An 18863-nucleotide genomic window follows, 5' to 3' on the forward strand; every position below is an offset into this window, starting at 1 on the left:
ATAGAGTGTCTTATGATTCCGCGGGCAGCTCGGGGGCTACGACAGGAAGACGCGTGACACTCGGGCAGCAATTCGATCCGCGCAACAATGCACTCAACGCGTGGCGGCTGGTGCTGGCGATTTCGGTGATACTAGGCCACTCCTTCACCCTGACCGGACATCATCTGCCGGCCGGGATGGTTGGACATCTCTTGGGCGCCGGAGGGGTCGACGGCTTCTTCGCGGTCTCGGGATTCCTGATCACCGCGAGCTGGCTTCGGCACCCCCACATCCGGGACTATCTCGTGGCCCGCGCCCTGCGCATCCTCCCCGGGTTCTACGTCTGCCTGGTCGTCACCGCATTCGTCGTCGCCCCGATCGGCGTTCACATCCAGGGCGGCTCGGCGATGAAATTGCTACTGTCCTCGGCGCCCTTCGACTACGTCCTGATGAACAGCGCGGTGGCCACCCTCAAGGTCGATGTCGGCGGAACGCCGACCGGGATCCCGTATCCGGGCACGTGGAACAGTTCGCTGTGGACACTCATGTTCGAGCTTGCCTGCTATCTGGCCGTGGCGGCCATCGGCGTCGCCGGCCTCGCCAGCCGCCGGTGGGTCTCCCCCGCGATCTTGGTAGTGGCGGTGGCGGCCGAGGTGTTATCGCCGCCCATGGCAATCGGCCAGCCGATGGCTTCCCAGTTCGCCGCCGCGAGCGCGCGCTTCGCCGTCATGTTCGCGGCCGGAGCCTTGCTCTACCAATGGCGGGACAAGATCCCCGCCCGGTGGTCGCTTGTGTGGGTGTGCGTGGTCGTCGTCGCCCTGGGCGGCACGCTACTTCCGCATCATCGGCTGCTTGGTGGCATCCCCCTTGCCTACGCGATCATCGCGTCCGGCGCGCTACTGCAGAGCAAACGACTGAGGCTCCGTACGGATCTCTCCTACGGCGTGTACATCTACGGCTTCCCGGTTCAGCAGTTGCTGATGATCTCGTGGGTTGGCGTCCCGACTCCGATTGTGCACGCGGGCGTCGCGACGATAGCCACACTGCCGCTAGCCGCTCTGAGCTGGTTTCTGGTCGAGAAGCCCGCGATGTCGCTGAAGGCCCAACTGTTGACCAAGTGGAAGGCGGAAGAGGAAGCCGCCGACATGGTGGATCTCATCCTTGAGGAACCGACTGACGAGGTTGCCGATCCCGCCTAGTCGCCAGTTCCCCCGCCCACAGCAGCACCGTCAACGCCTCCGCGGTCACCGTAATCGCGGCATACGGCGCGGGTTCCCAACCTCGCTCGACAAACCCCTGCAGCCCAACGGTCCTCGACAGCGCGAACGCGACCAGCGAGCCGCCCGCCACGGCGGCCGCGGCCCACCGCAGCCATTCGGGACCGCCAAGGAGGATCAGCAGGGCGAGGGCGAACGAGGCGCTGGCCTGAACCAGAAACGCGGCGCCGATGTCCGGGATGTGGCGATAGCCATGGACATACAGGTAGGCGTGGCCGGCGGCGCTGACGGCCAGTGACACGGCCAGGCCGAGGCGAATCAGCAGAGTCATTGCAGGGCCTGCTCTTTCAACGCCAGGACGGTCTCACCCTTGGTGTAGCTCACCTCGCGGATGCCGAGCGCGTCGCGGAGCTTGCCCGCGGGCAGGGTGACCGGCTTGGGCGCGGGCCCGTCGCCGGGCTTCGGCAGCGGATACGCGGTCGTGGTCCCGCTGTAGAACGTCACCTTGCCCTCCGTCTTGGAAAAGAGTTGGTGCACATGCCCGTTCAGGCAGGTGACCGACGAGAACCGGCGCAGGTAGGACAGCGCCTGGGTCGCGTCGTCGGTGCCCCAGCCCCAGTTCGGGTACATCGCGAACAACGGGATGTGGCTGAACACGATGACGGGGGTGTCGCTCGACAGCCGCGCGACGTCCTTCTCGACGAACTCCAGCTGGTCGGTCCCCAGGTGCCCGAGTTTGTGCAGGTTCAACGTGTTGACCAGTGCGATCACGTGGACGCCCGCGGTGTCGAAGCTGTACCAGCCGTCACCGGCGGATCCGGCGCCGAAGGCGCTGCGGTACTTCTGGCCCGCGTCGTCGACGGAGTCGTGCTCCCCCGGAACGGTGAACACGTGCGGCGTCTTCAAGGCGGTCATCATCTGCTTAACCTGGTCGAACTGCTCGGGGCTGGACAGGTGCGTGAGGTCACCGGTATGCACCACGAAATCCGGTGTGTAGCCGAGGTTGTTGACCTGGTCGATGGCGTGGCCGAATGTGCCGGCGACGTCCGGGTTGGGTGCCCCGGTGAAGCCGATGTGGCTGTCGCTGATCTGCGCGAACCGCAGGGCGGGCCGGGCGTGGGTGTGCTCGGTGGCGGCCGCGCCGGCGACGTGCGAAATGACCTCGCCGCCAACCACGGAGAACCCGACCGCCGCGCCGAACCAAGCCGTGTGTCGCATCAGCTGGCGGCGACTCATGTTCGGGTTCACCGGGTCACCACCACGGTCCCGTGCATCATCGGGTGGATCGAGCACACGTAGTCGAAAGTGCCCGGGTCGGTGAAGGTGTGGGTGAATGTGGCACCGGTCCCCATCCCGGGCGAGTGGAACGACCCGTCGCTCGCGGCCACGGTGTGGGGCTCTTCGTCGCGGTTGGTCCACGTGACCGTGGTGCCCGCGGTGACGGTCAGCGTCGCGGGCGCGAATGCGAAACCGTCGATGTTGACCTGGTTGCCGGTCGCCGGCGCCGCCGGTGCGGTGACGGACGTGGAACCCATGGACACGCCGGGACTGGAGCCGGCGGCCGGCCGCGAAGCCGAGCAACCCGCCAGCACCGCGGCGACGGCCAGCGCGGCCGCCGAAAGTTTTGTAAGCGTCATGCCCATAGATAGGGCGACGCGTTACACCACTCAGGCGGGCTGGTCGGGACGCGGGGGCGCGAACACCTCGATGACGCCGTCGGCCTCGCGAACCAACAACGGCGGCAACGGCTTCGGGGCGATCGGCAACTGATGGGTGAGCACCTGCCCGGTCGGCGAGAAGGACGTCGAGTGACAGGGGCAGCGCAGCGTGTCGTCGGGGGCGTCGAACCACAACCGGCACCCCTGATGGGTGCACACGCCGGAGACGGCCTGGGGTTTGCCGTCGACACGGCGCACGAATCCGCTGACCGAACCCAGGTCGAACGGGTGCATGACCCCGTCGGTCACCTGCGAGCTGGCCGCCACGCGCTGCCACGTCCCGGCGTTGGGCGTGAGCGGCGCGTTGTCGGCGGCCGGGACACCACCGGTTTCACCGGTGACCAGCGCGCGGTCGATGGACACCGCGGTGACCGCGGCGGCCGCCGCGGCGGACGTCCCGACGATGACCTGGCGGCGGGTGCTGCTGTGTTTGGGCGCCGCTTCTCCGCGGCCGTCGGACATCTGTTCGGCGATGCGGCGATGCAGATCGTCGAGGAACTCCGGGCGCGGCGCGTCGCCCCTGCGCCCGGCCGCGCGCAGTTCGATCGCCGTGCGCAGCTGCGCCGCCTCGAAGTCGTCGGGGGCGAACGGCCTGGGCCGGCGGCCCCGCAACAGGTCGTCGACGTATCGGCGTAACCCGCGGGCGTTCATGGTGCGCCCCCCTCGCTCACCTGTGCCGCCAGCCGCAGCGCGCGATGCTGTAGCACCTTGGCGTTGGCGACGCTGACCCCCAGCTCCGCGGCGGAGTCCTTGATCGAATGACCCTGCAGGAAGCGCAGTTCCAGGATGTGCCGGTAACGGTCCGGAAGGTTGTCCAGGACCCGGGCGACACGCTGCGGCGCCGTGCTGATCGCCTCCTCGCTTTCCGGTGGCTGTTCGATGTCGTCGATCGAGGTTATCTCCCGGCCCAGCGTCTCCCGCCAGTGCGCGGCCAGCACCGTTCGCGCGGTGACCCGCAGGTACGCGCGCACCTCGCCGACGCTCGCGGTCAGCCGGAGCGGCCGCAGCGCCGCCAGGAAGACCTCGGCGGTGAGGTCCTCGGCGTCGGCCCGGTTGCCGACACGCGCGAACAGCGTGCGATACACCCAGGACGCGTTGTCCTGGTACACCGCTTCCCAATCGGGATAGCCATCGTCAATGCCGCTGTCGGGCACCGCCCGCAGCGGCCGTTTGACGGGTTCGTTTCCTGCCGCCACGTGCCTCCTCCACCCGATGAATATCGAGCCGGGTTACACCGGGTATCACGGTGCCGCGAGCGAGGTTTGTTCACTGAGCAGTTCGTCGAGTTTGGCGGCGGTGGCCGAGAATACCGACTTGGCGATGCTGAGTATGCGTTCACGGACGCGGGGCTTCGCCGACGCCGGCGGCAACAGGTGGCCGATCAGGTGACCGAACAGGTCCAGGCGCGCCGCGGACATCCAGGCGGTCAGGTCCGGGTCGTCGAGCCAGCGCAACTGATTGGCGTAGTCGGCCCGCGCCAGCCGCAGCCAGTCCGTGTCGGTGTCGGGATGCGGCAACGGCACGCACAGCTCGTTCTTGACCGGGTCGTCGTGATACGCGGCTTCGACGTGGGCGATCAGCGCGGCGCTGAAGATCTGCTGGCAGCCGCGAACGGCTTGCAGCGTGATGTGTCCGGCACCGAAAATGGGTGTCGCCGGCCGCTTTTCGGCGCCGTCGGCGGTGCAGTCGATGTACAGGTCGTCACCGCCGCGCATCACCGTGCCGCCGTCGAGGACGATTCGGTCCGCGTCCACGCGCCGCACGTGGCCCATTCGGACCACGTCGCCGATGCGGCGGAGCTGATCGAGTTCCAGCCGGGTGACGGTCGCGCAGCGGTACATGGTGGGCCGGACCGCCGGGTCGACGCGCAGCAGCAGGCCGGCGTCCTCCTGCCTCGCGAACAGGTCCTCGACCGACGTGGCGTCCCGGATGGCCCGCAGCTGCGCGGTGAAGCTGTTCTTGATGACGTCGGCGAACAACGACCCGGGCTGCATCGTCGCCCGATCCAGCAGCCACGAGTCGCGGGGCACGATCCAGGTCAGCCGCTCCGGCGCGATGCCCTGGCCGAGCAGCCACAGGCACGTGTCGATGCCGGTCTTGCCGGCGCCGACGATCACGTACCGCTGGTGCGCGCCGAGCCGTGGCAGGTCGCCGGGGGGCACGCAGGCGACGCCGGGTGCGACCGCGTAGGGGGGCGGGCGCATGGCCGGCACCGTGACGCGCATGTAGGTGGCGTCGACGACGCGGCGCGCCACGGTGACGGTGTAGTCGTCGCCCGCGAGCGTGGTGAAGCGGCCTTTTGCGCCTTCCTGGCCGCGGTACTCGCTCATCGGGAAGTAGGTGACCCGCCCGGTCGCCAACAGCTGCCGGCGCATCACGTGGTCGTAGTAGGCGCACACCTCCCCGGCGGTGGCCAACTCGTAAAGCCCCTGATTCCAACCGATTCGGTCAATCGAGTCGCTGCCCAGCGGCAGCGAGTTGACGCCGTAGAACGCCGAGGGCTGATGCAGGCGGACGAACGGGTAGGCCATGGTCCAGTGCCCGCCCGGCTGGTGGTTGCGATCGACCAGCACCACGCGGGCGTCCGTCTCGGATACCAGCGTGTCGACGAACGCCATGCCCATGGCGCCCGCGCCGACCACCAGGTAGTCGGCCTCGATGGTGTGCATACGCCTGAAGGCTAGCGCGCTCAGCCGATGTCGGCCGCCGCGGCGCGGAGGTCATCGAGGGCCTTGAGGGCCAATTCGGCGAGGTCCTGGTCGTCGTCCCCGGCAAGCCATTCGGCGTAGGCCTCCTTGAACGCGAGCACGCCCAGCTCGGCGGCCAGGGCCGCGACCCTCTTCGGCACGCCCCGCGCGCGCAACGCGTCGGCCGTGGCCGCGGCGAGGCCGACCTGTTTGAGCGCGTCGCGCTCCTGCAGCTCGGTGCTGCTGGCGATGACGGCCTGCAGCCGGGGACCCAGCTCGCGATTGAACGGCGCCAACGGCCCGGCCGCCCGCTGTAGCCCGGCGGCGACCGCGGCGAGCGGGCTTGCATTCGGGGGCGCCGAGGCGATGCCCTCGGTCAGCAGTCGCGCGAGGGTCTCCTGGCCGGCCGCCAGCACCTCGCGCTTGTCGGGGAAGTACCGGAAGAAGGTGCTTTTCGTCAGGCCGGCCCGATCGGCGATCTCGGCGACGGTGGTCCGGTCGTAACCCTGATCGGAGAACAGCTGCAGGGCGGCGGCGACCAGCCGCGCGCGCGCATCCGGTTCCCAACGGGGCATCCGGTCATCGTAGCGATGCGACATTTGTCCCATCACTCTGCTAGCGTGATGAGACATAAGTCCCATCACTCGAGGAGATGCTCATGCGCGTGTTCGTCACCGGCGCCACCGGCGGGATCGGTTCGGCAGTCGTGCCCGAGCTCATCGGCGCGGGCCACCAGGTCTTGGCGTTGGCGCGCTCCGACGCGTCGGCCCGGGCCGCCCGAGCCCTGGGAGCCGACGTGCTGCCCGGCGATCTTGATGACCCGGACAGCCTGCGCACGGGCGCCAAGGAGTCCGACGGGGTCGTTCACCTCGCCTTCCTGCACTTCGACGATTTCGAGAAGGCGGTCGCCCAGGAAGCCGGCGCGGTCGAGGCGTTCGGCGCCGCGCTCGACGGGACCGGCAAGCCGTTCGTGATGGCGTCGGGCACGCCCCCCGTCCCGGGTCGCGCCTCCACCGAGCGGGATGCGCCACCGACGGAGGGCCCGATCGGCGGGCGTGCCCACAACGCGCACGCCGCCCTGGAACTGGCCGCCCGAGGCGTCCGTTCGGCGGTGGTCCGCCTCCCCCGCTCCGTCCATCGGGCCGGCGGCCCCTGCGGTTTCGCCTCCCTGCTCGTCGAGGCCGCCCGACGAACCGGGGTGTCCGGATACGTCGGCGACGGCACCCAGCGCTGGCCCGCCGTGCACGTCCTCGACGCCGCCCGCCTGTTCCGCCTGGTCCTCGAGGAGGCCACTCCGGGGACGGTGGCGCACGCCGTCGCCGACGAGGGCGACCCGATGCGCGCGCTCGCCGAGGCGATCGGCGGCCAGCTCGGTCTCCCCGCGGCGTCGGTCCCCGCCGAGCATTTCGGACCCCTGGGCGCCGTCTACGCCCTGGACCAGCCGGCCTCGAGCGAGCTGACCCGCGAGCGATTCGGCTGGCAGCCCACCCATCCGAGCCTGCTGGCCGACCTGGAGGCCGGAAACTACCCCAGCTGAAATACCGCGTCCTTGCGACGCCCGGCGGCGGTTACTAGGATATCCAAGTATCCGCCTCTCACGCGCGTACGAACCCGAGGACACCATGAGCACACAGATCCCCCACTTCATCGACGGGCAGCGCACCGCCGGCCAGTCCAGCGGCACCGCCGACGTCTTCAACCCCAGCACCGGCGAGGTGCAGGCGCAGGTGGCGATGGCCGGCAAGGCCGACGTCGACGCCGCGGTGGCCTCGGCCGTCGAAGCGCAAAAGGATTGGGCCGCATGGAATCCGCAGCGTCGTGCCCGGGTGATGATGCGTTTCATCGACCTGGTCAACGACCACATGGACGAGCTCGCCGAGCTGCTGTCCCTCGAGCACGGCAAGACGCTGGCCGACGCGCGCGGTGACATCCAGCGCGGCATCGAGGTCATCGAGTTCGCCGTCGGCATCCCCCATTTGCTCAAGGGGGAGTACAGCGAGGGCGCCGGCCCCGGCATCGATGTCTACTCGCTGCGCCAGCCCCTGGGCGTGGTCGCGGGCATCACCCCGTTCAACTTCCCGGCCATGATCCCGCTGTGGAAGGCCGGACCCGCCCTGGCGTGCGGGAACGCGTTCGTCCTCAAGCCCAGCGAGCGCGACCCCTCGGTCCCGGTGCGGTTGGCGGAGCTGTTCGGAGAGGCGGGCCTGCCGCCCGGCGTCTTCCAGGTGGTGCACGGCGACAAGGAGGCCGTCGACGCCATCCTGCACCACCCCGACATCCAGGCCGTGGGCTTCGTCGGCAGCTCGGACATCGCGCAGTACATCTACGCGACGGCCGCGGCCACCGGCAAGCGTTCGCAGTGCTTCGGCGGCGCCAAGAACCACATGATCGTGATGCCCGACGCGGATCTCGACCAGGCCGTCGACGCGCTGATCGGAGCCGGCTACGGCAGCGCCGGCGAACGCTGCATGGCGATCAGCGTCGCGGTGCCGGTCGGCGAGCAGACCGCGAACCGCCTGCGCGCCAGGCTGATCGACCGGATCAACAACCTGCGGGTGGGCCACAGCCTGGATCCCAAGGCCGACTACGGTCCGCTGGTCACCGAGGCCGCGCTGGCGCGTGTGCGCGACTACATCGAGCAGGGCGTGGCCGCCGGAGCGGAGATAGTGATCGACGGGCGCGAACGCGCCAGCGACGACCTGACCTTCGACGACGCCAGCCTCGAGGGCGGATTCTTCATCGGCCCAACGCTGTTCGATCACGTCACCCCCGACATGTCGATCTACACCGACGAAATCTTCGGGCCGGTGCTGTGCATCGTGCGCGCCCACGACTACGAAGAGGCGCTGCGGTTGCCGTCGGAGCACGAGTACGGCAACGGCGTCGCGGTCTTCACCCGCGACGGCGACGCCGCGCGTGACTTCGTGTCCCGGGTCCAGGTGGGCATGGTCGGTGTCAACGTGCCGATCCCGGTTCCGGTGGCCTACCACACGTTTGGCGGTTGGAAGCGTTCCGGCTTCGGCGACCTGAACCAGCACGGCCCGGCGTCGATCCAGTTCTACACCAAGGTCAAGACCGTCACGTCGCGGTGGCCGTCCGGCATCAAGGACGGCGCCGAATTCGTGATTCCCACGATGGATTAGGGCACTATGTTCACCCTGAACGACGACGAACGGGTCATCACCGAAACGGCGGCCGCGTTCGCCGCCAAACGAATCGCCCCGCACACGCTGGAATGGGACGCGGCCAAGCACTTTCCGACCGACGTGCTGCGCGAGTCCGCCGAGCTCGGCATGGCGGCGATCTACTGCCGCGAAGACGCCGGCGGCAGCGGGCTGCGCCGGCTAGACGGGGTCCGCATTTTCGAGCAGCTGGCCATCGCGTGCCCGACGATCGCGGCGTTCCTGTCGATTCACAACATGTGCGCGTGGATGATCGACAAGTTCGGCACCGCCGAACAGCGCAAGGCGTGGGTGCCGCGGCTGGCCGCGATGGACGTCATCGCCAGCTACTGCCTCACCGAGCCGGGCGCGGGTTCGGACGCCAGCGCGTTGAGTACGCGCGCCGTCCGCGAGGGCGGCGACTACGTGCTCGACGGCGTCAAGCAGTTCATCTCCGGCGCGGGGGCTTCGGACGTCTACGTCGTGATGGCCAGGACCGGCGGTGAGGGTCCGCGCGGAATCTCGGCCTTCGTCGTCGAAAAGGGCGCGCGGGGGCTGAGTTTCGGTGCGCTGGAAGAGAAGATGGGCTGGCACGCGCAACCCACCGCGCAGGTGATCCTGGAGGGTGTGCGAGTGCCCGCCGAGGCCATGCTGGGTGGCGCGGACGGCGAGGGCGCCGGCTTCGGCATCGCGATGAACGGCCTCAACGGCGGCCGGCTCAACATCGCGGCGTGCTCGCTGGGCGGCGCCCAGTCCGCCTTCGACAAGACGGGCGCCTATGTCCGGGAACGGGCGGCGTTCGGCAAAGCCCTGCTCGACGAGCCCACGATCCGGTTCACCCTGGCCGACATGGCCACCGGGCTGGAAACGTCGCGAATGATGTTGTGGCGGGCCGCGGATGCGTTGGACAACGACGACCCAGACAAGGTCGAGCTGTGCGCGATGGCCAAGCGCTACGTCACCGACACCTGCTTCGAGGTCGCCGACAAGGCCCTGCAGCTGCACGGCGGCTACGGCTACCTGCGCGAGTACGGCCTGGAGAAGATCGTCCGCGACCTACGCGTGCACCGCATCCTGGAGGGCACCAACGAGATCATGCGGGTGGTCGTCGGGAGGGCCGAGGCGGCGCGAGTGCGGGCGAGCGCGTAGAAAGGCGACCATGACGAGCATCGCTTTCCTCGGCCTGGGCAACATGGGCGGACCGATGTCGGCGAACCTGGTGGCGTCGGGGCACACGGTGCGCGGCTTCGATCCGGTGCCCGCGGCCGTCGCGGCTGCGGCCGGCAACGGTGTCACGACGTTCGACAGCGCGGCCGACGCCGTGGCCGGGGCCGACGTGGTGATCACCATGCTGCCCAACGGCGACCTGGTGAAGCGCTGCTACACCGATGTCCTGCCGGCCGCCAAACCGGGCGCGTTGTTCATCGACAGCTCGACCATTTCGGTCAACGACGCCCGCGAGGTACATGCGCTCGCCGAGTCGCATGGCGTGTCGCAGCTCGACGCGCCGGTCTCCGGGGGCGTGAAGGGCGCCGTCGCGGGGACGCTGGCGTTCATGGTGGGCGGCGACGACGACGCCCTGGAGCGGGCCCGGCCGGTGCTGGAGCCCATGGCGGGCAAGGTCATTCACTGCGGCGCGGCGGGCGCCGGCCAGGCCGCCAAGGTGTGCAACAACATGGTCCTGGCGGTGCAGCAGATCGCCATCGGCGAGGCGTTCGTCCTGGCCGAGAAACTCGGGCTGTCGGCGCAGTCCCTCTTCGACGTCATCACCGGCGCGACCGGCAACTGCTGGGCCGTGCACACCAATTGCCCGGTGCCGGGCCCGGTGCCCACATCTCCGGCCAACAACGACTTCAAGCCGGGGTTCGCGACCGCCCTGATGAACAAGGACCTGGGCCTGGCCATGGACGCGGTGGCCTCGACCGGGTCGGCGGCGCCGCTGGGCAGGCACGCCGCCGAGATCTACGCCAAATTCGCGGCCGACCACGCCGACAAGGACTTCAGCGCGGTCATCGAGATGCTCCGCTGACGGCTAAGAGCCGTCGTCTGACCGGTGCTCGGCCAGGGCGCCCCGGACGAAGGTGGCAAGGGCGCGCGCGGTCAGGTTGGCTTTCAGCGACCCGTTGGCCGCGCGTTGCAGTGCCAATCCGTGCGAGAGCGCGATTTGGGCGACACCGAATTCATACGGGCTGAGGGTCGATTCGATGCCGAGGCGGTCGAAGTGGAGGCTGATGAGCTCTCCAAGCCGGCGCCGATAGGACTCGTATATGGCACCGAACTCGTCGGCCTTGGCTCCACCGCGCATCGTATAGAGCTGGAATTCGGTGCTGAGTAGGCACCAGCTGCTGTCCTCGCCGAGAACCCGGTAGCGGCGTTCGATCGCCGGCGCCAGGTCGGAGGCGGACTTGATGCGATCAAGGGCGCGCCCCAGAGTGTCGATCTCCGCGTCGAGGTGGCGGCGGATCAGTTCGAGGAACAGGTGGTCCTTGGACTCGAAGTTGGAATAGAAAGCGCCGCGCGAGAATCCGGCCTCTTCGGCGATGACGTCGATCGGCGCCGCTTCGAAACCGACGCGGCAGAACACCCGGCCGGCGGATTCGATGAGCCGTTGCCTGGTTTGTTCGCGTTGCTCGGTCCGGGTCAAGCGAGCCACTCGCTACCTCCTGATCGCGTGTAGGCGCACCATCTGCAGTTGACACCGAGGTGACAGAGATGCATTCTCATACGCAAGTGTATCTTAATTTGCAGATGTATTCGCGCTTTCGGGCCCACCAGAGAGGGTGCACGCGTGATCGACCAGGATGAGGTCCCCCGGGCCGCGGAGTGGATCGAGCAAAACGAGACCCTGACCAGCCGGCGGGGTCACCGCATCGCCTTCCGGCGCCGCGGTGCGGGTCCGACCGTCCTGCTGCTGCACGGCTTTCCGACCTGGTCCTACGACTTCGCAGCCGTGGCCACCGAGCTCGCGCGGGACCACGAGGTCATCACACTGGACTTCCTCGGCTACGGTGCCTCGGACAAGCCCAACCCCTACGAGTATTCGGTGGCGGAATCGGCTGACATCGTCGCGGACCTCACCGCCCACCTCGGCGTGGCTTCGGTGAAGTTGGTGATTCACGATTACGGCGGAATCGTGGGGCAGGAACTCATCGACCGCGCCAATCGGGGCCGGCTCGGTTTCACCATCGACAGTGTCATCGTCTTGAACTCCGGGATCGTCTACAACGCGTATCGACCGACGCGGCTGCAAAGACTGCTGATCCTGCCGGTCGTAGGCCGAGTGCTGGCCGCCCGCGTCGACCCCGGGCGGGTCCGGTCCGGACTCGACGCCGTGCGCGGATCACGGCTCACCGACACCGAATTCGACGACTTGTGGCTGGGCATGTCGCGTGCAGGCGGTCACAAGCTCGCGCACCTTCTGATCAAGTACAACGCCGAACGGGCGGTCCATCACGATCGGTGGGAGGCCGCATTGGCGAATTGGCCGGGTCCGCTGCATCTGGTGTGGGGGCTTGAGGATCCGGTATCGGGTCGACATGTCCTCGACGCGGCGGCGAAAGTACTGCCCCGCGCCAGGGTGACCAAGCTTGCCGGTGTGGGTCACTACCCGCAGTCCGAAGCCGCACAACGCGTCGCCACGGCCATCCGGGCGGCCTGATCGCGCGACGTGTTCAGAAATCGCCGGCGTCGCGACGCAGCGACTCGATCGACGAAACCAGCGCCCGCGCTTCGCTTTCGGACATCCCGATATCGGCGAACACCTGCTCGTTGAGCGTGACGGTGGCGTCCTCGACCGTCGAGCGGCCCAGCTCGGTGATCTGCACCAGGGTGGTGCGCCCGTCGGTCGGATGCGGCACCCGCTGCACGAGCCCGTCGGCCTCCAGCCGGCGGATCGCGTGGGTCACGCTGGTGACGTGGACCTGCAGGCGGTCGGATGCCTTGGTGATCGGCAGCGCGCCGGTGCGGCTGAACGCCAACAGCCGCAGCAACTCATAGCGGGAGAAGCTCAGGTCGTAGGGACGCAACGCCGTCTCGACGCGGGCCAGCAGGATCTGGTGCGCCCGCATCACCGACGTCACCGCCACCATCCCCTGCGCGACGTCGGCCCACCCGGAGCGCTCCCAGTTGTCGCGCGCCGCGGCGATCGGGTCACGCTTCGGCGGTCGTGAGGCAGCCACGCCCCTTCATACCGCACTTGGCGCGCGAGCGCGGCCTTTCCCCAGCGCGGACAGCACCGCCAGCGTCGACGCGCGGTTGCCCACGGTGATCCGCGCGCCGCCGTCGGGGTAGCAGCGCACCCGCGGGCCGCCGCCGGCGAAGACCTCCTGCCACGGCCCACCCCTCGGGGGCAGGTACATGAAGTTCGCGTGCGCGTCGGTGGTGTAGACGCCCAGCGCGCTCAGCCGCATCCGGAGATAACAGCGCTCGGAGTTGATCATCCGGACCCGTTGCAGCAGTTGGCCTTCCGCGCCGTACGAGGCGGCGACCGCGACCAGACTGGTGATCGGGGCGCCGAACGGCGGTTGCTGGGACCACAGTCTGGCGGCCAGCTCCCGCGATGCCACCGCATATCCGACCCGCAGCCCCGCCAGGCCGTACGCCTTGGAGAAGGTCCGCACCACCACCACATTGGGAAAGCGGGCGAGCAACGCCGACACGGCGATGCGATGCTCGGGCGCGGTGAACTCGATGTACGCCTCGTCGAGCAGGACGGCGGTGTCGCGCGGCACGCGCCGCAGGAACGCCGAAACGGCAGCCGCGGACTCCAGCGTTCCGGTGGGGTTGTGCGGGCGGCACAGCGCCACCACCCGGGCGTCGGCGGCGGCGCGGGCCAGGCCATCGAGGTCGTTGTGACCGTGCTCGTCCAGGGGGACCGTCCGCGGCCGCAGCCGCGCCATCCGCGCCAGGATCGGGTAACCGTCGAAGGTGGGTGCCGACATCGCGATCGTGTCGCCCGGGGCGGTCAGCGCGTGCAGGGCCTGCTGCACGACACCCGTCGCGCCGGCGCCCGGCACCACCTGCTCGGCGGGCACCCCGATGTGGTCGGCGATCACGGCGCGCAGCCGCTCGGGCAGGAATTCCGGGTAGCGGTGCGCCGCCTGCACCGACCGCATCAGCGCCGATCGGACCTCCGGTAGCGGCGGGAACGGATTCTCGTTGAGCGACAACGCAAGCGGATCCACCGCGGCCGGTAACGGACCGCAGCTGTCGTCGGGGGCCGGGCTTGGGGCGGCCTGCATCAGCCCCGGCCCCCCCAGCGCACGGCCGCCGCACCGGCGAAGTCGCCGGCGTGCGCGAAGGCGGCCATCATGACGACGTCCCCGGCCGCGAGCTGCCCCTCGGAGATCGCGCGGTCCAGGTTGACCGGGATGCCGGCACCGAACAGGTTGCCGCACTCGTCAAAGGTGTCTCGATGCCGTTCGGGGGGCAACTCGAGCGCCTCACGCCAATTGCGCAGGAACACGCGGTTCGGCTGGTTGGTGACCAGCAGGTCGATCTCCTTGGCGGGCAGCCCGATTCGGTCGCACACAGCCAGCGCCACCTCGGGAACCTGGCGATTGCCGCGGGCCAGTACCTTGGTGATCTTGCTCTCGGTGAAGCCGATGCTGCCCTCGCCGGGGCCGGCCTGCCACCACTTGCGGGGCGGGTCGTAGGACAGGGTCATCTCACCGGCGTACTCGCCGTAGGTTCGGCACTCGACGTCGAGGATGGGTGATCGATCGCTTACCGTGACCAGGCCCACGGCCGCCCCGTCGCCGGGCACCGCGGACTGTGCCTTGCGGCGAATGGTCGGCTGATCGAAGAACTGCCCCGCCGCGTTCTGCGCGATGGCGATAAGTGCGGTGTGCCCCGCGCCGGAGGTGAGTAGTTTGCGAGCCACGTTGAGCGCCAACACGAACGCCGCACAGCCGCCGTTGTTCAGGTCCAGCACCCAGGACGGCCGCATGCCCAGCCGGTGCGCGATGCCGCCGCCCTGGCCGTAGAAGGCCATGTCCGGTACCTGGGTGTGGGTGATGAGCACGTCGGCGCCTTCGACCACGTCGTGGCCGTGCCGCTCGATCAGGCCCTGCGCGGCGCGCTCGATCATGTCGATCGAACTCTCGTCCGGCGCGACGTGATGCCGCAACTTCGGGGCGCGGAACATGACGTTCTCGCGAAGGGCGTCGGATTCGGCGAATTGTGCGTAGTAGTCGGCGCCGATCGGCTCGCCGGGCAGATAGGTGGACACGTCGATCAGGCTGACGCTCATGGTGTTACCTCATCCATTTCGGCGTCACCGGCAGGCCGTTGCGGTGGCGGTATTCGGCGATGGCCTTGAGATTCTGCAACTCCAGCGCGTGCCCGGCGCCGAACATGTCCCAGAAGTCGCCCACCCACACCGGGCGCTGTGCCGGCGCGGTCTCCGGGTAGGGGTTGCGGTCGTAGAACGGGTGGTGGCAATTGGTCCACAGCACAACCGATCCCGGCTTGTCCAGGACGACCTGCGCATCGATGACGCGCATCAGGTACACCATCCACAGGTGCTTGCCCTGATCCCACGCGCAGTGGTAGTCGACGGTCCGCGCCTGGGCGTTGGCGACGGTGCGCGTGTAGATCTCGGTCTCCGAACCCAGCCGGTCGTAGGCCAGCCACAGGCCGGGCTCGTCGGTGGTCGTGAAGCCGCGCAGGCTGTAGGTCCACTCCTCGAGGCTGCGGGTATCCGACATGTACTCGTAGAGCTCGTCGGGCGGGCACGCCACGTAATCGTTGACCGTGCAGTACTGGCCGAAGACCTGGTCGTGCGGGTACACCGACCGCATCATCTCCATGATGATCGGGGTCGCCTGCTCCCGCGGGCTGGTCTCGATGCGGACCACGCCGTCGATGGGGGTGGGAATATCCTCAAGCGCTGGCAGCGACATCGGCCCGGTTCTCCTTTACGGTCGAAACCTGTTCTGCAACCACCGCGTTGCTGGGCAGCGCGGCGAGAAATGGTGCGAACGGCGGCATTTCGTCGGCGGCGCACTCGACGCTGACCACAGCCGGGCCCGCAACTTCCAGCGCCACCCGAATCGCCGCGGCGAATTGTGCGGGTTCGCTGACATCTACCGATGTCAGCCCGGGAAACATGGCCGCCAGGCCGCTTCCCAGCGCGCTCGGCCGGAAACGGTTGTAGCTGTAGCGGTCGCCGTAGAACAGCTGCTCGCGGGTCACGCACATGGCGTGGGCGTTGTTGTTGAACAGGACGAACGTCACGGGAAGCTGGTATTGCACCGCCGTGTGCACCTCCAGGCCGTGCATGAAGAACGCGCCGTCGCCCGCGATCACCACGGTGCGTCCGCCGGCCCGACCGCCGTTCGCACGGCCGAACGCCATCCCGATCCCGGCCCCGAAGCTGTAACCCATGCCGCCCATGCCCAGCGCGGCCACGAACCTGCCGCCGCGCCGCGCCGGGAGGTAGTGGATGGCGGCGGCACCGGTGTTGCCGGCGTCGACCACGATGTCGACCGCGTCGGGAAGGGTCCGGTCCAGCACCGCCATGGCGTCGCGGTAACGCACGCCCGGGCCGGGGCAGGCCGGCGGCGTCAGCTCGGTGCGCCGCACCACGTCCGGCACGCGCAGGCCGTTCGGGCGGCCGTGACCGCGCAGCGCCTGGGTCAGCAGGCGCAGCGAGCCGCGCAGGTCGTCGGTGTGCACGTGGGTGCAGCGCGGATGGGGCCGCGCCGACCCGATCGACAGGGTTCGCACGCCGGCCAGGGCGTCGTCCAGGCCGCCGCGCGCGGTGACCGTCAGCCGGGTGCCGACGATCAGGCACACGGAACTGGCGGCCACGGCATCGGCCACGCTGGGGTGGCCCATCACGCCGGTCACCCCGAGCGCCGACGACGACCCGAATCCCGGCGTGCCGGCCACGTCCTTGGCGTCGGGGACGGTGGCCACCCGGGCGCGCAGCAGCGCGCGCAGGTGCTCGAGCTCGGCCCGGGCGTCGTCGCGGGCCACCTGCTCGCCGGCGATGATCGTGACCTGACCGGTGGCCCGGCGCAGTTCCGCGGCGATGACCTGCGGGTTGCCGATCGGCGCGCCGAGGTCGGCCGGACGCTCGGCGCCATCCTCGACGGGCACGTGGGCCTGCTGAATGTCCTTGGGCAGCAACAACACCGCGGGGCCGCCGGTGCGCGCGGCGGAGACCGCCCGGGGCAGCGCCGACACGATATCGGCCGGCGCGAGCACCCGCTCGCACGACACCGACACCGCCGAGAACAGCGCCTGGGCATCCAGGGCGCCGTTGCGCCCGCTGGTGTCCTGGAAGCTGCCCCGGCCGTCCATCGTGGTGGGGGCCTGGCCGACCAGGGCCAGCACGGGAACCCGGCTGGCGAACGACTCGCCCAGGCCGGCGACGAGGTTCAGCGCTCCCCCACCGGACGTCGACGCCACCACGCCGAGGCCGGCGCCGCTGCGGCTGTACCCGTCGGCCATGGTGGCCGCCGAGAACTCGTGCTTGGCCAGCACCGCGGTCACCTCGGGCCGGTAGTGCGCGGCGTCGTAGAGGTCCTCGATGTTGGCGCCGTCGACACCGAAGATGTGGTCCACCCCGAGCGCCGCCAGTTGGCCGACGACGTGATCGACCACCCGGTAGTTGCCGAACATGTCTTCAGACACGAACCGGGTTCTTGATCGGTTCACCCCGGCGCGTGAACCGTCTGCGGGCGGCGATCGTGGTGCCTAGATGACCATCGAGCTGCTGGACGTGGTGCGCGAGTACCGGGTCGGCGGTCAAGCGGTGCGGGCGATCGACGGGATCAGCCTGCGCCTCGCGGGGGGCGAGTTCGTGTCGGTGGTCGGGCCCTCCGGCGCCGGTAAGAGCACCTTGTTGCATCTGCTCGGCGCGCTCGACTCCCCGGATTCGGGCTCGATCACGTTCGACGGCGAGGAGATCGGCCGCCTGGGCGACGAACAGCAGTCGCGATTCCGCCACCACCGGGTCGGTTTCATCTTTCAGTTCTTCAACCTGTTGCCGACGCTGTCGGCCTGGGAGAACGTCGCGGTGCCCAAGCTGCTCGACGGTGTCCGGCTGGGCAGGGCCAAGCCCCAGGCGATCCGGTTGCTCGACCGCGTCGGGTTGGGCAACCGCATCGAGCACCGGCCGGCGGAACTGTCCGGCGGCCAGATGCAGCGGGTCGCGGTGGCGCGGGCGTTGATGATGGATCCGCCGCTGATCCTCGCCGACGAGCCCACCGGCAACCTCGACTCGACGACGGGCGCCGCAATCCTGGAGCTGCTCGCCGAGGTGGCACACGAGGACGGCCAAGGGCGGCTGGTGGTGATGGTGACCCACAACGCCGACGCCGCGGCGGCGACCGATCGGGTGATCACGCTGCAGGACGGACGGGTCGGGTCCGACGTGCCGGCGGTCCCCGCGTGATGATCACGGCGGCCGCGAGCCGACTGCGGGTATTCAGCCTGCGTGAACTCGCCGTGCATCGCCGCCGCACGTTCGCGTCGGTCGCCGTAATGGCCGTGTCCGCAACCTATCTGGTCGCGATCTTCGGCATCTTCGGATCGATCACCGGATCGGTCAACCGGCTGGCCGACGGGATCGCCGGTGTGGCCGCACTCGAGGTCTCGGGCAGCACCGACGCCGGGTTTCCCGACACGATACTGGCCGACGTGGCCGCGGTGCCCGGAGTCGCCACGGCGGCGCCGATGATCCGGACCTCCGCGACCACGCCGACCGGTCCGGTGCTGCTGCTCGGCGCGGATGCGAGCACCGCCGCGCTGGGCGGTGCCCTGAAGGACGCGGTCGCACGGCCGGTGCAGGCGCTGTCCTCGGCGCCCGACGGGGTCCAGGTCGGGCCACGGGTCGGCTACACGAAAGGCCAGACGCTGCAACTGGGTTCGGGCTCGGTCAGGGTCAGCGAGGTGCTCGCGGGCAAGCAGTTCGCCGATCTCAACGGCGGGCATTACGTCCTCGCACCGCTCGCCCTGGCGCAGAGCGTCAGCGGCCGCCCCGGTCAGCTCGACTCGATACTGATCGCCACCAGGCCGGGCGCCGATGTGGCCGCCGTGCGCGCCGCGGTCACCGCGGCGGTGAACGGTCGCGCCCTGGTCGCCGCCCCGAGC

21 protein-coding genes are annotated in these 18863 nt (G+C 69.4%); 8 read left to right on the forward strand and 13 right to left on the reverse strand.

Annotated elements, in window-relative coordinates; translation table 11 throughout:
• The first annotated feature begins 53 nt into the window (after positions 1 to 53).
• The gene (locus A5704_RS17880; RefSeq protein ID WP_067754400.1) at positions 54 to 1178 is read left to right on the forward strand and encodes an acyltransferase; all 1125 of its coding nucleotides are present in this window, start codon (positions 54 to 56) and stop codon (positions 1176 to 1178) included.
• Here A5704_RS17880 and A5704_RS17885 read toward each other — a convergent pair.
• Genes A5704_RS17885 through A5704_RS17915 form a run of 7 tightly spaced genes read right to left on the reverse strand, consistent with a single transcriptional unit; the run spans position 1135 to position 6176 of the window.
• Positions 1135 to 1527 (reverse strand): hypothetical protein, encoded by a 393-nt coding sequence (locus A5704_RS17885; RefSeq protein WP_067754397.1) that lies wholly within the window; start codon positions 1525 to 1527, stop codon positions 1135 to 1137. The two genes, A5704_RS17880 and A5704_RS17885, sit on opposite strands and share 44 nt — an antisense overlap.
• The gene (locus tag A5704_RS17890; RefSeq protein WP_067754595.1) at positions 1524 to 2432 is read right to left on the reverse strand and encodes a metallophosphoesterase; all 909 of its coding nucleotides are present in this window, start codon (positions 2430 to 2432) and stop codon (positions 1524 to 1526) included. The genes A5704_RS17885 and A5704_RS17890 overlap by 4 nt, the downstream gene beginning before the upstream one ends.
• An 8-nt stretch (positions 2433 to 2440) precedes the next feature.
• The gene (locus A5704_RS17895; RefSeq protein ID WP_067754394.1) at positions 2441 to 2839 is read right to left on the reverse strand and encodes a cupredoxin family copper-binding protein; all 399 of its coding nucleotides are present in this window, start codon (positions 2837 to 2839) and stop codon (positions 2441 to 2443) included.
• A gap of 24 nt (positions 2840 to 2863) precedes the next feature.
• Entirely contained in the window at positions 2864 to 3565 is a 702-nt protein-coding gene (locus tag A5704_RS17900) for a Rieske (2Fe-2S) protein (RefSeq protein ID WP_067754391.1), read from the reverse strand.
• Positions 3562 to 4110 (reverse strand): RNA polymerase sigma factor, encoded by a 549-nt coding sequence (locus A5704_RS17905; protein WP_067754388.1) that lies wholly within the window; start codon positions 4108 to 4110, stop codon positions 3562 to 3564. Before A5704_RS17905 ends, A5704_RS17900 begins: the two co-directional genes overlap by 4 nt.
• 45 nt (positions 4111 to 4155) lie before the next feature.
• Positions 4156 to 5583 carry an NAD(P)-binding protein gene (locus tag A5704_RS17910; protein ID WP_067754386.1) on the reverse strand — a complete coding sequence of 476 codons (1428 nt, stop codon included), beginning with the start codon at positions 5581 to 5583 and terminating at the stop codon, positions 4156 to 4158.
• A gap of 20 nt (positions 5584 to 5603) precedes the next feature.
• Complete coding sequence (locus A5704_RS17915; RefSeq protein ID WP_067754589.1) at positions 5604 to 6176, reverse strand: TetR/AcrR family transcriptional regulator; 573 nt, start codon at positions 6174 to 6176, stop codon at positions 5604 to 5606.
• Positions 6177 to 6259: 83 nt separating this feature from the next.
• Here A5704_RS17915 and A5704_RS17920 point away from each other — a divergent pair, with 83 nt between their 5' ends.
• From A5704_RS17920 to mmsB, 4 genes are all read left to right on the forward strand, one after another.
• Positions 6260 to 7138, forward strand: a complete 879-nt coding sequence (locus A5704_RS17920; protein ID WP_067890229.1) for an SDR family oxidoreductase — start codon at positions 6260 to 6262, stop codon at positions 7136 to 7138.
• An 85-nt stretch (positions 7139 to 7223) separates the two neighbouring features.
• Positions 7224 to 8744, forward strand: coding sequence for a CoA-acylating methylmalonate-semialdehyde dehydrogenase (locus tag A5704_RS17925; RefSeq protein ID WP_067890219.1), 1521 nt, complete (start codon positions 7224 to 7226; stop codon positions 8742 to 8744).
• A 6-nt stretch (positions 8745 to 8750) separates the two neighbouring features.
• Positions 8751 to 9911, forward strand: coding sequence for an acyl-CoA dehydrogenase family protein (locus tag A5704_RS17930; RefSeq protein ID WP_067754382.1), 1161 nt, complete (start codon positions 8751 to 8753; stop codon positions 9909 to 9911).
• Positions 9912 to 9921: 10 nt separating this feature from the next.
• The gene (mmsB, locus tag A5704_RS17935) at positions 9922 to 10791 is read left to right on the forward strand and encodes a 3-hydroxyisobutyrate dehydrogenase (RefSeq protein WP_067754380.1); all 870 of its coding nucleotides are present in this window, start codon (positions 9922 to 9924) and stop codon (positions 10789 to 10791) included.
• Between the two features lie 3 nt (positions 10792 to 10794).
• Here mmsB and A5704_RS17940 read toward each other — a convergent pair whose 3' ends face one another.
• Positions 10795 to 11415: a TetR/AcrR family transcriptional regulator gene (locus tag A5704_RS17940; RefSeq protein WP_082950150.1), complete on the reverse strand. Its 621-nt coding sequence runs from the start codon at positions 11413 to 11415 to the stop codon at positions 10795 to 10797.
• A gap of 135 nt (positions 11416 to 11550) precedes the next feature.
• On the opposite strand from A5704_RS17940, the gene A5704_RS17945 reads away from it, so the two are divergent.
• Positions 11551 to 12420 carry an alpha/beta fold hydrolase gene (locus tag A5704_RS17945; protein ID WP_197499229.1) on the forward strand — a complete coding sequence of 290 codons (870 nt, stop codon included), beginning with the start codon at positions 11551 to 11553 and terminating at the stop codon, positions 12418 to 12420.
• Between the two features lie 13 nt (positions 12421 to 12433).
• On the opposite strand, the gene A5704_RS17950 is transcribed toward A5704_RS17945, so the two are convergent.
• From A5704_RS17950 to A5704_RS17970, 5 genes are read right to left on the reverse strand one after another with little or no spacing between them, the layout of a single operon-like run.
• Positions 12434 to 12940 (reverse strand): MarR family transcriptional regulator, encoded by a 507-nt coding sequence (locus tag A5704_RS17950; RefSeq protein ID WP_067754374.1) that lies wholly within the window; start codon positions 12938 to 12940, stop codon positions 12434 to 12436.
• A 6-nt stretch (positions 12941 to 12946) separates the two neighbouring features.
• Positions 12947 to 14002 carry a histidinol-phosphate transaminase gene (locus A5704_RS17955; protein WP_067754371.1) on the reverse strand — a complete coding sequence of 352 codons (1056 nt, stop codon included), beginning with the start codon at positions 14000 to 14002 and terminating at the stop codon, positions 12947 to 12949.
• The gene (locus A5704_RS17960; RefSeq protein WP_067785580.1) at positions 14002 to 15012 is read right to left on the reverse strand and encodes a 3-oxoacyl-ACP synthase III family protein; all 1011 of its coding nucleotides are present in this window, start codon (positions 15010 to 15012) and stop codon (positions 14002 to 14004) included. Before A5704_RS17960 ends, A5704_RS17955 begins: the two co-directional genes overlap by 1 nt.
• Positions 15013 to 15016: 4 nt before the next feature.
• Positions 15017 to 15664 (reverse strand): hypothetical protein, encoded by a 648-nt coding sequence (locus tag A5704_RS17965; protein WP_067754365.1) that lies wholly within the window; start codon positions 15662 to 15664, stop codon positions 15017 to 15019.
• Positions 15645 to 17390 (reverse strand): thiamine pyrophosphate-binding protein, encoded by a 1746-nt coding sequence (locus A5704_RS17970; RefSeq protein WP_067785577.1) that lies wholly within the window; start codon positions 17388 to 17390, stop codon positions 15645 to 15647. Before A5704_RS17970 ends, A5704_RS17965 begins: the two co-directional genes overlap by 20 nt.
• 79 nt (positions 17391 to 17469) lie before the next feature.
• On the opposite strand from A5704_RS17970, the gene A5704_RS17975 reads away from it, so the two are divergent.
• Both A5704_RS17975 and A5704_RS17980 read left to right on the forward strand, forming a co-directional pair.
• Positions 17470 to 18165 carry an ABC transporter ATP-binding protein gene (locus A5704_RS17975; protein WP_067890223.1) on the forward strand — a complete coding sequence of 232 codons (696 nt, stop codon included), beginning with the start codon at positions 17470 to 17472 and terminating at the stop codon, positions 18163 to 18165.
• Positions 18165 to 18863, forward strand: a 699-nt coding sequence (locus A5704_RS17980; RefSeq protein WP_197499230.1) for an ABC transporter permease, incomplete at its 3' end; no start/stop codon positions are given. The genes A5704_RS17975 and A5704_RS17980, both read left to right, overlap by 1 nt.

The sequence above is a fragment of the Mycobacterium sp. E735 genome (assembly GCF_001666955.1).
Lineage (GTDB): Bacteria > Actinomycetota > Actinomycetes > Mycobacteriales > Mycobacteriaceae > Mycobacterium.